Genomic DNA, 14,228 nt, shown 5'->3' with positions numbered 1-14,228 from the left:
ACCGGCGCGGGTAGCATCGCTGCATGGCGACTCCACGGCCGGCGAGCGGCATCAACCACACCCTGCGGGCGGGCACCTCGACGGTCGTCGTCGCCAGCCTCGCGGCGGCCCTGCGCTCCTACGAGTGCGCCGGCGTCGCACTCACCGAGACCTGGGGCGACGGCGACATCCCCGCGGGCGGGGGCGGGATCCTCCTCGCCCCCTGGCCCAACCGCGTGGCCGGGGGCCGCTGGTCGCTGCACGGCAAGGACCAGCGCCTCGACATCACGGAGCCGTCCAAGGGCAACGCCATCCACGGACTCCTCCGCAACACCGGCTACCGGACGGTCGACGCCGGGTCCGCCCATGCCGTCCTCGAGGCCGAGATCTTCCCCCAGCACGGCTATCCCTTCCACCTCCTCCACCGCGCCACCTACGAGCTCACCGAGGAGCAGCTCACCGTCACGCAGGAGCTGACGAACCTCTCCCCGGACGCCGCGCCCTTCGCCCTCGGCGCCCACCCCTACCTGAAGATCTCCGACGTGCCCACGGAGGAGCTGACGCTGACACTGCTGGCGGATCGGATGATCGAGACCGACGACCGGTCGATCCCCACCGGCACGGTGGACGTCACGGGCCAGCACGACCTGCGGAACGGCCGGAGGATCGGTGACCTCCGGTTCGACACGGCGTTCACGGACCTCCGCACCGTCGGGGGGCGCCACGAGCACGTCCTCGCCGCCCCGGACGGACGAAGCGTCACCCTCTGGGCCGACGCCTCCTTCGCCTACGCCCACGTGTACGTGAGCACCATCTACCCCGGCGTGGACAAGGCCGTGGCCGTCGAGCCCATGACCGCCCCGGCGGACGCGTTCAACTCGGGGGAGGGCCTGCGGTGGCTCGATCCGGGCGCCTCGTTCTCGGCCCGGTGGGGGATCCTGCCGGCTCTCGGGTAGCGGGCGCGCGGGGGTTCTATGGAAAGATTGGGCCATGCAGCGTCTCCGCGGAGCGAAACCCCAGCGCGCCTTGCAGCGCGCCGTGAGCCGCGGTGCTGTGACCCTTCCCGGACCGCCCACGGACCGAGCCGCGTCGCCCCGTCCCCTCCGGACCGACGAGCGGTCCGACGTCCCCTATGCCCTGCGCGTCGCCGCGTCCTGGGCGTGGCGGCTGGGACTCGTCATCGTCGTGGGGGGCGTGCTGGTCTACCTCCTCACCTGGATCTCGGTGCTCGTCATCCCGCTCATGGTCGCGGGCCTGTTCGCCGCGCTGCTCCTGCCGCTGAAGGTCGCGCTGCACCGCCGGCGCGTCCCGAACGGGCTGGCCGTCGCGATCACGCTCGTCGGGTTCTTCGGCGTCATCGCGGGTGCCCTCCTGCTCGTCGGCCAGCAGCTCACCGTCGGGATGGCGAGCCTGTGGGGCGAAGCCGTCGCGGGGGTGCAGCAACTGCTGGACTGGCTGTCCCAGGGGCCCCTGCAGCTCACCGCGACGCAGATCGACTCCTACCTCCAGGACCTCGGGGGCGCGATCCAGAACAACAGCGCCTCCATCCTCAGCGGCGCCCTCTCCTTCGGGTCCACCGCGGGGCACATCGCCGCGGGGATCTTCCTCACGGTGTTCTCGCTGATCTTCTTCATGCTCGACGGCCCCGGGATCTGGCGGTTCGTCGTCGGACTCGCGCCGGTCCGCGCACGGGCAGCGATCGACGGCGCGGGCCGCACGGGGTGGCTGTCCATGGCACGCTACGTGCGCGTCCAGATCCTCGTCGCGGGCGTGGACGCCATCGGCATCGCCGTGGGAGCCGCGATCATCGGGGTGCCTCTGGCGCTGCCGCTCGGCGTCCTCGTGTTCCTCGGCTCGTTCATCCCCGTCGTGGGCGCACTGGCCACCGGCTCCGTGGCCGTCCTGCTCGCGCTCGTCGCCAACGGATGGGTCAACGCCCTGATCATGCTCGCGATCGTCCTCTTCGTGCAGCAGGTCGAGGGACACGTGCTCCAGCCGCTCGTCATGGGGCCGGCCGTCTCCCTCCACCCGCTCGCGGTGGTCCTCGCCGTCGCCGGCGGCACGATCGTTGCCGGGATCCCCGGCGCCCTGTTCTCCGTCCCGATCCTCGCGGTCCTGAACGCATCCGTACGCTACATCTCGCACAGGGCCTGGGAGCACGACGACGCCGTGCTCCGGCAGGGCTGGCCCCAGGAGGGAGGGTCCGGCATTAGAGGGCCGGTCACGGCGGGCCACGAGCCTTCGTCGTCACCGGCCAGCACCCCGGACCCTCCCGCCGCCGCGCCAGCCCCCCAGGAAGAGACCTCCCCGTGACCGAGCAGACAGCACTGACCACCGGCTTCGCCACCGACCCCGCCACCGATCTCGCCGTGACCCTCGCCGACGTCGAAGCGGCACACCGGACACTCGACGGGGTCATCGCCCGCACCCCGATCGAGCAGTCGCGGGCCCTCGGCCGACTCACCGGCTCCACCGTGTCCTTCAAGTGCGAGAACCTGCAGCGCGCGGGTTCCTTCAAGGTGCGCGGGGCCTACAACAGGATGGCGAAGCTGACCGACACCGAACGCGCCCGCGGCGTCGTCGCGGCGTCCGCCGGCAACCATGCGCAGGGCGTGGCGGTGGCGGCGGCGCGGCTGGGCATCTCGGCCCGCATCTACATGCCCCTCGGCGTCGCCCTGCCGAAGCTCGCCGCGACGCGCGGGCACGGAGCCGAGGTGGTGCTGCACGGCCACAACGTCGACGAGGCGCTCACCGAGGCCCGGAGGTACGCCGACGAGACCGGTGCCGTGTTCGTGCATCCGTTCGACGACGTGGACGTGGTGGCCGGACAGGGCACCGTCGGCCTCGAGATCCTCGAGCAGGTGCCCGACGTCGACACGATCCTCATCGGCGTGGGCGGCGGCGGGCTCCTCGCCGGGGTGGCCGTCGCGGTCAAGGCACGCGCGAAGGAGCTCGGGCGGGACATCCGCATCATCGGCGTGCAGGCGGAGAACGCCGCCGCCTATCCTCCCTCCCTCGCCGCGGACGCCCTCGTGCCCCTCACCAAGGTCTCGACCATGGCGGACGGCATCGCCGTCGGCCGGCCGGGCCAGCTGCCCTTCTCGATCATCCGGGAGCTCGTGGACGACGTCGTGACGGTGAGCGAGGACTCCCTCGCGCGGGCGCTCATCTTCCTGCTGGAACGCTCGAAGATGGTGGTCGAACCGGCCGGCGCCGTCGGTGTGGCGGCCCTCCTCGACGGCAAGCTGACGGAGGACGGCGCCGACCCGGGCAACACCGTGGTGGTGCTCTCCGGCGGCAACATCGACCCGATGCTCATGCTGAAGGTCATCCAGCGCGGCCTCGCCGCGGCGGGACGCTACCTCGTGGTGCGCATGCTCCTCGACGACCGTCCGGGCTCGCTCGCGACCATCTCGCGGATCATCGCGGAGTCGGATGCGAACGTGACGGGCGTCGACCACACGCGGGTGGGCGGGTCGATCAGCATGGGCGACGTCGCGATCACCATCAACATGGAGACCAAGGGCGACGAGCACTGCGAGCAGGTCCTCAGCAACCTGCGCGCCGAGGGCTTCCAGCCCGTGGTCGTGCAGGGGTGAGGTCCGAGGCCGTGCACCCCCTCGCCCGGCGGGCGCAGACCGGACTGGTCACCGTCGTCGGCCTCGTCGCCGCGATGTGGGCGGTGTTCCTGCTCGACGCCGTGCTCGGGAACATGCTCGTGAGGACCCTCGGGATCGCCCCCCGCAGCGTGGACGGGCTCGACGGCGTGGTCTTCGCGCCCCTGCTGCACGGCGGGGTCCAGCACCTGGCCAGCAACACCCTGCCCCTGCTGGTCCTCGGGTTCCTCGCCTTCCTGGAGGGTGCGCGGCGGTTCGCAGCGGCGATCGGCATCTGCTGGCTCGCCTCCGGCATCGGCACCTGGCTGTTCGGGGGCGGACTCACCATCGGCGCCTCGGGCGTGGTGTTCGGCCTCTTCACCTACCTGATCACGCGCGGCTTCTACAACCGGGACTGGAAGCAGATCCTGCTCGCCGTCGTCCTGTTCGTCGCCTACGGGTCCATCCTGTGGGGCGTCCTGCCCACGGTCGGCACGAACATCTCCTGGCAGGCGCACCTCTTCGGGGCGCTCGGGGGGATCCTCGCCGCGTTCGTGCTCAAACGGAAGCGGCCCGCCCCCGGGAGGGCGGACCGCTTCGGGACCGGCGCGTAGCCGGCGGGTGTGCTGACGGGTCAGCCCACGTACGGGGTGGCCGAGATGATCTCGACGGTGATCTCCTTGCCGTTCGGCGCCACGTAGGTGACGGTGTCGCCGGCCTTCGTCCCCTGGATGGCGGCGCCCAGGGGCGACTTCTCGCTGTAGACGTCGATGTCCGTGTCGCCGGCCACCTCACGGCTGCCCAGGAGGAAGTTCTCGACGTCGCCCGCGATCTTCGCGGACACCATCATGCCCGGCTCGACGACGCCGTCGTCCGCCGGGGACTCGCCGACATGTGCATTCTCCAGCAGGTGCGTGAGCTGGCGGATCCGGGCCTCGGCCTTGCCCTGCTCCTCCTTGGCGGCGTGGTAGCCGCCGTTCTCCTTGAGGTCGCCCTCGGAGCGGGCCTGCTCGATGCGGGCGACGATCTCGGTGCGACCCGGACCGGACAGGTGGTCCAGTTCGGTCTTGAGCCGGTTGTAGGACTCCTGCGTGAGCCAGGCGGCGATGGGAACGCTGTTCGTGGACACGGGATAACTCCTTCAGTACGGCCGCCACCAGGACGGCGGGGCTCATGGTCACTCGACGGGCCGGCAGTGCAGCCGTGTGTCACCGGCAAGCAAACACCCCGCCTCGTGGGACCGGGTGGCCGGTACGCCGGTGAAGCGGGGCGATACGTATCCCCTCATTCTAGAGGGGGGAGGGCCAGAACCCAAGCAGTCCGACCGGCCGGCTCAGTCCTCCACGATCCAGCAGGCGTTGACGCCGCCGGACACACCGGGCGAATCGAGGCGGACGTCGGTCCGGTGGGCCGTGGTGCCGCCGTCGTTGGCGCCCTCCTCGTCGCTGTTCGGGCCGATGGTCACGACCCTCCACCCGACCACCGCATAGTTCTCGCTGAGCACCTGCACGGCGCACTGCGCGGTCGCCGAGCGGTCCTTCGTCACCTCGAAATCGACGCTCGCCAGCTCGTCCGAGGAGAGGGCGAAGCCGACGTCCTTCGAGGAGACGGGAGGGCTGCCGGTGGTGAGGGCGACGGCGGCGATCGCCGCCACGGCGGCGAGGACCACTGCGACGACCAGCAACCGCACCCGGCCCATCGGCTTCCTCGGCTTGGGGGTGCCGTAGCGATTGGCTAGTCTGGGTGTTGGCGTTTCGGCGGAGCTCACGCTCCCATTTTACCGTCCGTCGACGGCGGCCCCCTCCGGCCGCTCCCACTTTAACCTCCCCCGACCAGCCAGGAGCGCGTGTTGCCACCCCAGGATCAGCCCGGCGAGTCCCGCGAGGGCCTCCGCCTCCTCGCCGTCCACGCCCACCCGGACGACGAGTCGAGCAAGGGCGCGGCCACCATGGCCGGCTACGTGGCGGCCGGAGCCGAGGTGATGGTCGCGACGTGCACCGGGGGTGAGCGCGGCGACATCCTCAACGCGGCGATGAACGACGACCCGCACGGCAGGCGCGACCTCCCGGGCCTCCGCCGGCTCGAGATGGCCCGCGCCGCCGCCGAGCTCGGCGTCAGGCACCGGTGGCTCGGCTTCGAGGACTCCGGGCTGCCCGAGGGCGACCCCCTGCCCGACCTCCCGGCGGGGTGCTTCGCCCTGCAGCCGCTCGAGCGGGCTGCCGCGCCGCTCGTGAAGCTCGTGCGCGAGTTCCGCCCCCACGTGATCATCAGCTACGACGAGAACGGCGGCTACCCGCACCCCGACCACATCATGGCCCACCGCGTGGCCGTCGAGGCGTTCGAGGCCGCAGCCGACCCCGGGCGCTACGCCGGGACGGGCGAGGCGTGGAGCGCGTCGAAGCTCTACTACGACCGCGCGTTCAACCCCGAGCGCTTCCGCGCCCTGCACTTCGCCCTCGAGGAGGCCGGCCTGCAGTCCCCGTATGCCGAGCGCCTCGCGCAGTGGCTCGAGTCGGACGCCGAGGGGCACCAGCCGCCCGCCCCCACCCATGCGACGACCACGCAGATCCACTGCGCGGACTTCTTCGGGCACCGTGAGCGGGCGCTCCTCGCGCATCGCACGCAGGTGGACCCCGAGGGGTTCTTCTTCGCCGTGTCGATCGAGATGCAGCAGAAGGTGTGGCCGTGGGAGGACTACTCCCTCATCACCTCGAGGGTGGACTCGGAGCTGCCCGAGCACGACTTCTTCGCCGGCATCACCGCCGACGCGTAGGACCCCTCCCGGTCCATGGGCCAGTTCTATCCCGCGTAGAATTGCTCGCGGCGGTCACCGTGATCCGCTGCGAGCTTCGAAAGTGGTGCCTTCGTGTTCCTTGACCTCAGCCTGGCTGCAACGACGATGACGCCGTCGGGCGATCCGACGCTGAAACCAGGGCTGGATCCGGCGTCCGTGACGCCCGGCACCCTCGGGTTCCTGGCGACGCTCTTCATCGTCGTGCTGGTGATCCTCCTCATCCGCGACATGACCAGGCGCATCCGCCGCGTCCGCTACACCGCGGAGGTGGACCAGGCGCGCGCCCAGCGCGAGGCCGACGCCGATCCGGACGCTGCCGATCCGGACTCTGCCGATCCGGATGGGGAGGCCGACGTCCCCCGACCGGGTGCGCAAGGCCCGGACGACGCCGGGCGGCCCATGCCCGGCGGCAGGCACGGTCCGGACAACCGCTAGGTCGCGACGGCCGGGTCGCGACGGCCGGGTCGCGACGGCCGGGTCGCGACGGCTAGGCCTGGACGGGGTCCAGGACGGCCAGCATGATCGCGATGAAGTGCGCGGCGAAGGCCGCCACGGTGAAGGCGTGGAAGAGCTCGTGGAAGCCGAACACGCGCAGCGAGAAGTTGGGACGCTTGATCCCGTAGAACACGGCACCCGCGATGTAGAGCGCGCCGCCCACGCAGATGAGGACGGCCGCGGCGACGTCGGCCCGGAAGAAGTCGGGCAGGTAGAACACCGAGGCGAGGCCCAGCGCCACGTAGATCGGGACGTACAGCCACCGCGGGGCATCGACCCAGACGTTGCGGAACAGCACGCCGGCGATCGCGCCACCCCAGATGATCCACAGCAGGGTCTCGGCCTTCCCGCGCTCCAGCAGTGCCCAGGCGAGCGGTGTGTAGGACCCGGCGATGACCAGCATGATGTTGGTGTGGTCGAGGCGTTTCAGCACCACCTTCACCCGGGGGCTCCAGTTCCCGCGGTGGTAGACGGCGCTCACGCCGAAGAGCAGGACGCCGGTGAAGGCGTAGATGGCGGAGGTGATCTTCAGCGCCGGCGTGGGCGCGAGCGCCACGAGGACGATCCCGGCCGCGACCGCCAGAGGGGTCGCGACGGCATGGATCCAGCCCCGCCACAGCGGCTTGGCAGCCATGGCGTCCGCGAGGGGTCCCGCCATCGAACCGACCGTGTCCTCGAACGCCGCGACGCGGCTGCCGGCGGAGTCCGAAGGGCGGGAGCGGGGGGCCTGGTCGCGCGGGGTCATAGCCCGGATTCTAGCCCACGGCGACACCCGCGGACGGCGGCCGGCGACGCGTCCGCAACACCTCGACGGCGGCCGTGCAGCCCTTTATAAGGCGACTGCCGGTACGGTAGGACGAGGTATGCGCACAGCGCCGGGTGGTCCGGTGCGACGGAGTTCCGGACCGCCGGAGCGTGGATCCAGGAGGTGTTGCCCGGCGTGACGTGGAAGTTCCCCGAAGTCGGCTACAGCGTCTACGAGCGCAGGCTGCAACGCAACCTCGCGCCCGAGCGCATCCCCCACCACATCGGTGTCATGGTCGACGGGAACCGTCGCTGGGCGAAGCTCGCGGGCGCCCCCACGAGCCACGGCCACCAGGCCGGCGCGGACAAGATCCACGAGTTCCTCGGCTGGTGCGAGGAACTCGGCGTGGATGTGGTCACGCTCTACATGCTCTCGACCGACAACATGGGCCGGCCCCAGGAGGAGATCGACCAGCTCCTCGACATCATCGCCAACACCCTGGACCGGCTGGGCGAGAGCAACCGGGTACGGGTGCAGCCCGTCGGAGCCCTCGACCTGCTGCCGGAGGACCTCAGCGGCAAGCTCGTGGACCTCGCCGCCTCCACGGAGAAGATCGACGGGATCCACGTCAACGTCGCGGTCGGCTACGGGGGGCGCCGTGAGATCGTCGACGCCGTCAAGGAGCTCATGCGGGACGCCGCAGCCCGCGGGACGTCACTGGAGACGCTCGCCGAGGAGCTCACGGACGAGCACATCTCCTCCCGCCTCTACACGCGCGGCCAGCAGGACCCGGACCTCGTCATCCGCACCTCCGGCGAGCAGCGGCTCTCCGGCTTCCTCATGTGGCAGAGCGCGTACAGCGAGTTCTACTTCTGCGAGGCCCTGTGGCCCGATTTCCGCCGCGTGGACTTCCTGCGGGCCCTGCGCGACTTCGGCCGACGCCAGCGCCGTTTCGGTTCCTGAGGGTTAACCGTCCGTTCACCACGGACACGGCGGCTCCGGCGCGCGCCGTGCGGACGGGAGGCGTAGGGTCGAGCCATCGACCCGGGTCCGTGCCCGCGTCAACCCTACGACGTCGGGGTGGGTCCACCCCGGAGCGGAGTCCACATGGCCACCAGCACCACCGCACCATCGCCTGATGCAACGCCCCACCGTCGCAGCTACGTCGTCGACACCTCGGTCCTGCTGTCGGACCCCCGCGCCATCCTGCGGTTCGACGAGCACGAGGTGGTCCTGCCGGTCGTCGTGATCTCCGAACTCGAGGGCAAGCGGCACGATCCCGAGCTCGGGTACTTCGCACGGAAGGCGCTCGGGCTGCTGGACGACCTGAGGGTGGCCCACGGCGGCCTCGACCGGGACGTCCCCCTCGGGGACGAGGGCGGTACGCTGCGCGTCGAGCTGAACCACGTCTCCCCGGACGTGCTCCCGGTCGGATTCCGGAGCGGTGACAACGATGCGCGCATCCTCGCGGTCGCGAAGTCCCTCGCCGTCGGCGGGCGGGATGTCACGGTGGTCTCGAAGGACCTGCCGCTGCGCCTCAAGGCCTCCGCGATGGGCCTGAAGGCCGAGGAGTACCGCAGCGAGTTCGTCCGGGACTCCGGCTGGACGGGCGTGGTGGAACTCGACGCCACCGTCGAGGAGGTCGACACGCTCTACCGCCACGAGGCCGTGTTCACGCAGGCCGCGGCCGAGCAGCCGGTCAACACCGGCGTCATCCTGCTCTCGCCGCGCGGTTCCGCGCTGGGGCGGGTGGGGGCGGACAAGCACGTCCGGCTGGTGCGGGGCGACCGCGACGTCTTCGGGCTGCACGGCCGCTCCGCCGAGCAGCGCCTGGCCATCGACCTCCTGCTCGATCCCGAGGTGGGGATCGTCTCGCTCGGCGGACGCGCCGGCACCGGCAAGTCCGCCCTCGCCCTGTGCGCGGGACTCGAGGCCGTGCTCGAACGCCGGGAGCACCGCAAGGTGGTGGTCTTCCGGCCGCTCTACGCCGTGGGCGGCCAGGAACTCGGCTACCTGCCCGGCGGCGAGAACGAGAAGATGAACCCCTGGGCGCAGGCGGTCTTCGACACCCTCGGTGCGATCGTGTCGCAGGAGGTCGTCGAGGAGGTCCTGGACCGCGGCATGCTGGAGGTCCTGCCGCTCACCCACATCCGCGGCCGGAGCCTGCACGACTCCTTCGTCATCGTCGACGAGGCGCAGTCCCTCGAGAAGAACGTGCTCCTGACGGTCATGAGCCGCATCGGGCAGAATTCCAGGATCGTCCTCACGCACGATGTCGCCCAGCGCGACAACCTGCGCGTGGGACGCCACGACGGCATCGCGGCCGTCGTCGAGATCCTCAAGGGGCACCCCCTGTTCGGGCATGTGACCCTCACGCGGTCCGAGCGCTCGCCCATCGCGGCCCTCGTGACGGACCTGCTGGAGAGCGCGGAGATCTAGGTCATTCCACGATCCACGGCACGTGCCGGCTCACGTCGCTCAGTTCGGGCGGTGCCGCCCGGAAGTAGTCGTCCGTCAGGTACTCGTCCACGCCGAGGATCTGCAGGTCGTGGCCGGCACCGCCCGACGGGCCGTCGAGCGCCGTCGTCGACACGCAGACCGCCGTGCCGACGTCGATGAGCACGCGCGTCCGCCCGTCGCCGATGAGGGGGTGGCCCGGCGCGGTCGCGGTGTAGCCGGCGTTGGGGGTGAGCGTCGCCGCGAGCACCGGTCGGCCCGCGAACACCTCCTCGGCGAGATCCTCGATCTCCACCCGCTCGGCCCCCGGGTAGACCATCGCAACGGGTGCGTTCCCGGCGAGCTCCACGGGGTCCAGCATCGAGGACCAGCGCGGATCGCCGAAGACCGCCTCGCCGTACGCGGCTTCGGGCCGGCGCCGCACGAACCCGGCGTCGTCGTAGACGGGGGTCACGAGACGCGGTGCGAGGAGCCAGGACTTCCGGGTGGCGCTCACGTACATGGCGTCGCGGGAGGTCTCATTGCCGGTGGTCGAATGGAGGAGCGTGCCGTCCGCGGCCTCGACGCGCAGCGCCGCGGGCCGGCGCAGCCAGGCCGTGAGCGGAGGCGCGGTGTCGCGGCCCGCCTCCGACGGCGCACGCCAGGTGATGGTGAAGCGCAGGGTCTCCCAGCGCCAGGGGGAGGAGCGGCAGAGCGAGCGGAACGTCTCCTCGGGGCTGGAACTGTGCTGGGCCGACATTTCCACAGTGTAACCGTGGATGCGCCGCCGGATCAGGGCCGTCGCGTAGGTTGGAGCCGTGATCCCCGTGCTCGCCGACTACCTGGGCAGGGAGCCCGTCGCCTTCGTGCTCCTCGCCGCCGCGCTCGCGGGGTTCGTCGTCGTCGGTGCACGGCTGGGCGTCATCGACTGGCGGACGCACCGGCTCCCGGACCGCATCGTCCTGCCGTCCTATCCCGCGGCGGTGCTGCTCCTGGGGACGGCCGCCGGGACGGCGGGGGACTGGCAGCGCATCCCGGGGATGCTGGGCGGGGGAGCGGTCCTGCTGGTGGCCTTCGCGGCGCTGCACCTGCTCCATCCGCAGGGGCTGGGCTTCGGGGACGTCAAGCTCGCGGGACTCCTCGGCCTGTACCTGGGGTTCGCCGGGTGGGACGAACTCTGGCGGGGTCCGGTCCTCGCCGTCGTCCTCGGCGGAGGGTGGAGCCTGGCACTGCTGGCCGCCCGCAGGGTCACGCTGCGCTCCGCGGTGGCCTTCGGGCCGTTCCTCGTCGCGGGAGCAGCACTCGGCCTCGCCGGACTACCCTGAAACGCATGCCTACCCCGGACTTCGTCCTCGCCCTGCGCCGTTCGATCGGCCATGCTCCCCTCTGGCTCCCGGGCGTGGGTGGCGTGGTGCTCGACGACGCCGGGCGGGTGCTCCTCGGCCGGCGGGCCGACAATGGCGCGTGGGCCATCATCACCGGCATGGTGGAACCCGGCGAGGAACCGGCGGTGGCCCTGCGCCGCGAGGTCGAGGAGGAGACCGGCGTGATCGTCGAGGTCGAGTGCCTGCTCGGGACGAACGTCGTGGGGCCGATCACCTTTCCCAACGGCGACGTGGTGACGTTCCTGAACCTCGACTTCCGGTGCCGCCTGGTCAGCGGCACCGCCCGGGTCAACGACGACGAGTCGACCGACGTCCGCTGGTTCACCCGGGACGCCCTGCCCGATCTCGACCCCCGGCACCTCGCCCTGGTGCAGGGGGCGGCCTCGTTCGACGGCGTGGCCCGCTTCGTGTCCTGACCCCCGGGAAGCGCGGGTCGGGCGCCCGCGCGGCTGTCAGAGGCCGGATCGCTCCGGCGACCCGGCGGCCTCCCGCTCGCGCTCCCGCTCGAGGCGGACGGCTTCCTCCCCGCCGATCGCCTCACCCCGCGCCACCATGCCCGACGTCGTCGAGAGCGGGATCTCGCGCAGCAGGAGGGCGAGGACGAGGGCGATCGCCAGGAACGGCACGAGGTAGAGGAACACGGGAGCCAGTGACTCGGCGTAGTCGCTCACGACGGCGTCGCGCACCTGGTCCGGCAGGGCGTTCAGCGCGGCGGGATCAAGCGTGGACGTCGCCTGGCCGGCGGCCTCGGGGCTGGCACCGAACGAGGCGAAGGTCCCGTTGAGGCGCTCCGAGAGGCGGCTCGTGAAGATGGCGCCGAAGACGGCGACACCGAGCGACGCACCGACCTCGCGGAAGTAGTTGTTGGTGCTCGTGGCGACGCCCACCATGGTCGGGGCCACCGCGTTCTGCACCACGAGGACGATCACCTGCATGATGAGGCCGAGCCCTGCGCCGAAGAAGAACAGCATGGTGCAGATGACCCAGATCGGCGTGGTCGCCGTGAGCGTCGACATCCAGACCAGGGTCAGGAGGGTGATCGAGACGCCGGCGATCGGGTACTTGCGGTACCGGCCGGAGCGGGAGATCGCGATACCGGACCAGATCGACGTGCCCATGAGGCCCACGATCATCGGGACGAGGAGCAGTCCTGACACGGCGGCGGACGTCCCGGAGGCCATCTGCAGGAAGGTCGGCATGAAGGCGAGCGCCGCGAACATGCCGAGGCCGAGCGTCAGGCCGATGCCGGTGCTGGTGACGAACGTGCGGTTGCGGAAGAGGTGCAGGGGGATGATCGGGTCCTCTGCGCGGCGTTCCACGAGGATGAACGCGACCGTGGCCAGGACCATGCCGGCACCGAAGGCCCAGGTGAGCGGCGAGGTCCAGCCCTCCGCCGCGTCCCCGCCGAAGTCGGTGAAGAAGATCAGGCACGTCGTGGCGACGGACAGCAGGACGACGCCGGGGATGTCGATGCGCTTCGTGGCCTTCCTGGACGGCAGCCGCAGCGTGAACCAGGCGATGGCGAAGGCGGCGATCCCGATGGGGATGTTGATGTAGAACGCCCAGTTCCAGGTGAGGTGGTCCACGAAGTAACCGCCGAGCAGGGGACCGGCGACGGCACTGAGACCGAAGATGCCGCCGAGGGGGCCCATGTACTTGCCGCGCTCGTTGGCCGGGACGATGTCGGCGATGATCGCCTGCGAGAGGATCATCAGCCCGCCGCCGCCGAGGCCCTGGACGGCCCGGAAGATCACGAACACCCAGAAGTCCGTGGCGAAGGCGCAGCCGATCGACGCGACCGTGAAGAGCGCGATGGCGAAGAGGAAGAGGTTGCGGCGCCCGAGGACGTCGCCGAACTTGCCGTAGATGGGCATCACGATCGTGGTGGCGAGGAGATACGCCGTCGTGATCCACACCTGGTGCTCCACGCCGCCGAGCTGGCCCACGATCGTGGGCATGGCGGTGGAGACGATGGTCTGGTCGAGGCTCGAGAGCAGCATCCCGGCGATGAGCGCCGAGAAGATGATCCAGATGCGTTTCTGGGTCAGGAGGAGCGGGCCGTCCTGTGCCGTCGGGGTACTCATGTCGTGTCCTGGTCCTGGGTCTGGGTCTGGGTCTGGGGGGCGGAAGGGGAGGGGAAGAGGTAGCGCAGGGCGTCGATGTTCCGCCGCAGGACCTCCGGATAGGACAGGGTGTTGCCCTCCGCGAAGTACTCGTCGAAGGACCGGCGGGCGAGGCCGCCCAGCACGAGAGTGGCGATGCGCGCTTCCGGGGAGTCCGCCGGGAGTCCCTCGCGGTCGACGATGAGCTCGGTCAGGAGCTGGGACTTCGACTCCGCCCGGGCAGCCATCTTCGCCAGGAGGTGCGGTTCGCGGTGCAGGACGGCGGACATCGTCGCGTACTCCTCCCGCGAGATCGGCATCCTGCTCCCGAACTCGGCGAACAGGTCGGTGAGCGCGTCGAGGAGCGGCAGGGGCGGGGTGCTCCGGCCGGAGGCGACGAAGGCGTCGAGGATCGCCGGCGGGAGGCCCTCGTCGGGGTGCCCGAGGACGGCATCCTCCTTCGACGGGAAGTAGTTGAAGAACGTGCGGCGGGAGATGCCCACCTCGTCGCACAGCTGCTCGACGGTGAAGCCGGCGAGGCCGTGCTCGAGGGTGAGCTGCCGGGCCACCGCCACGACGGAGGCCCTCGTCCGGCGGCGCTTGCGCTCCCGGAGTCCGGGTGCCTCGTCCGTTGCACTTTCGTTCATGGAGTACATATTTGCACTACGGACCCCTCAGTGCAAAATACCGCGGCCC

The 14,228-nt window shown here is 70.9% G+C and carries 16 protein-coding genes; 10 read left to right on the top strand and 6 right to left on the bottom strand.

The window, feature by feature from the left end:
* The first annotated feature begins 23 nt into the window (after positions 1–23).
* Genes RY94_RS08270 through RY94_RS08255 form a run of 4 tightly spaced genes read left to right on the top strand, consistent with a single transcriptional unit; the run spans position 24 to position 4,189 of the window.
* Positions 24–935 carry an aldose 1-epimerase family protein gene (locus tag RY94_RS08270; RefSeq protein WP_043444070.1) on the top strand — a complete coding sequence of 304 codons (912 nt, stop codon included), beginning with the start codon at positions 24–26 and terminating at the stop codon, positions 933–935.
* Between the two features lie 34 nt (positions 936–969).
* Positions 970–2,292 (top strand): AI-2E family transporter, encoded by a 1,323-nt coding sequence (locus tag RY94_RS08265; protein ID WP_052274145.1) that lies wholly within the window; start codon positions 970–972, stop codon positions 2,290–2,292.
* Positions 2,289–3,578: a threonine ammonia-lyase gene (ilvA, locus tag RY94_RS08260; RefSeq protein WP_231554467.1), complete on the top strand. Its 1,290-nt coding sequence runs from the start codon at positions 2,289–2,291 to the stop codon at positions 3,576–3,578. The genes RY94_RS08265 and ilvA overlap by 4 nt, the downstream gene beginning before the upstream one ends.
* An 11-nt stretch (positions 3,579–3,589) precedes the next feature.
* On the top strand, positions 3,590–4,189 hold the full coding sequence (locus RY94_RS08255) for a rhomboid family intramembrane serine protease (protein WP_231554466.1): 600 nt from the start codon (positions 3,590–3,592) through the stop codon (positions 4,187–4,189).
* Positions 4,190–4,209: 20 nt separating this feature from the next.
* On the opposite strand, the gene greA is transcribed toward RY94_RS08255, so the two are convergent.
* Positions 4,210–4,704 carry a transcription elongation factor GreA gene (greA, locus tag RY94_RS08250; RefSeq protein WP_043444067.1) on the bottom strand — a complete coding sequence of 165 codons (495 nt, stop codon included), beginning with the start codon at positions 4,702–4,704 and terminating at the stop codon, positions 4,210–4,212.
* Between the two features lie 204 nt (positions 4,705–4,908).
* Positions 4,909–5,343, bottom strand: coding sequence for a DUF4307 domain-containing protein (locus tag RY94_RS08245; RefSeq protein ID WP_231554465.1), 435 nt, complete (start codon positions 5,341–5,343; stop codon positions 4,909–4,911).
* A gap of 78 nt (positions 5,344–5,421) precedes the next feature.
* Here RY94_RS08245 and mca point away from each other — a divergent pair, with 78 nt between their 5' ends.
* On the top strand, positions 5,422–6,348 hold the full coding sequence (mca, locus tag RY94_RS08240) for a mycothiol conjugate amidase Mca (RefSeq protein ID WP_442853442.1): 927 nt from the start codon (positions 5,422–5,424) through the stop codon (positions 6,346–6,348).
* 93 nt (positions 6,349–6,441) lie between these two features.
* Positions 6,442–6,804: a hypothetical protein gene (locus RY94_RS08235; protein ID WP_156135088.1), complete on the top strand. Its 363-nt coding sequence runs from the start codon at positions 6,442–6,444 to the stop codon at positions 6,802–6,804.
* A gap of 52 nt (positions 6,805–6,856) precedes the next feature.
* Here RY94_RS08235 and trhA read toward each other — a convergent pair whose 3' ends face one another.
* Positions 6,857–7,522, bottom strand: coding sequence for a PAQR family membrane homeostasis protein TrhA (gene trhA / locus RY94_RS08230; RefSeq protein ID WP_043444583.1), 666 nt, complete (start codon positions 7,520–7,522; stop codon positions 6,857–6,859).
* A 282-nt stretch (positions 7,523–7,804) separates the two neighbouring features.
* Here trhA and RY94_RS08225 point away from each other — a divergent pair, with 282 nt between their 5' ends.
* Both RY94_RS08225 and RY94_RS08220 read left to right on the top strand, forming a co-directional pair.
* A complete protein-coding gene (locus RY94_RS08225; RefSeq protein ID WP_043444061.1) occupies positions 7,805–8,572 on the top strand; it encodes an isoprenyl transferase in 768 nt (255 codons plus the stop codon).
* 144 nt (positions 8,573–8,716) lie between these two features.
* Complete coding sequence (locus RY94_RS08220; protein WP_052274143.1) at positions 8,717–10,048, top strand: PhoH family protein; 1,332 nt, start codon at positions 8,717–8,719, stop codon at positions 10,046–10,048.
* 1 nt (position 10,049) lies between these two features.
* On the opposite strand, the gene RY94_RS08215 is transcribed toward RY94_RS08220, so the two are convergent.
* A complete protein-coding gene (locus tag RY94_RS08215) occupies positions 10,050–10,805 on the bottom strand; it encodes a hypothetical protein (protein ID WP_043444059.1) in 756 nt (251 codons plus the stop codon).
* Positions 10,806–10,863: 58 nt separating this feature from the next.
* On the opposite strand from RY94_RS08215, the gene RY94_RS08210 reads away from it, so the two are divergent.
* Both RY94_RS08210 and RY94_RS08205 read left to right on the top strand, forming a co-directional pair.
* On the top strand, positions 10,864–11,370 hold the full coding sequence (locus RY94_RS08210; protein WP_052274142.1) for a prepilin peptidase: 507 nt from the start codon (positions 10,864–10,866) through the stop codon (positions 11,368–11,370).
* 5 nt (positions 11,371–11,375) lie between these two features.
* Positions 11,376–11,846 carry an NUDIX hydrolase gene (locus RY94_RS08205; RefSeq protein ID WP_043444057.1) on the top strand — a complete coding sequence of 157 codons (471 nt, stop codon included), beginning with the start codon at positions 11,376–11,378 and terminating at the stop codon, positions 11,844–11,846.
* A gap of 36 nt (positions 11,847–11,882) precedes the next feature.
* Here the strand turns inward: RY94_RS08205 and RY94_RS08200 are convergent, their stop codons facing one another.
* Entirely contained in the window at positions 11,883–13,514 is a 1,632-nt protein-coding gene (locus tag RY94_RS08200; protein ID WP_043444055.1) for an MDR family MFS transporter, read from the bottom strand.
* Positions 13,511–14,179, bottom strand: coding sequence for a TetR family transcriptional regulator (locus RY94_RS08195; protein WP_043444577.1), 669 nt, complete (start codon positions 14,177–14,179; stop codon positions 13,511–13,513). The genes RY94_RS08200 and RY94_RS08195 overlap by 4 nt, the downstream gene beginning before the upstream one ends.
* Between the last annotated feature and the right edge of the window lie 49 nt (positions 14,180–14,228).

Source organism: Arthrobacter sp. L77 (genome assembly GCF_000816565.1).
Classification (GTDB): domain Bacteria; phylum Actinomycetota; class Actinomycetes; order Actinomycetales; family Micrococcaceae; genus Arthrobacter_D; species Arthrobacter_D antioxidans.
This window is presented reverse-complemented; position numbering and strand designations above follow the sequence as displayed.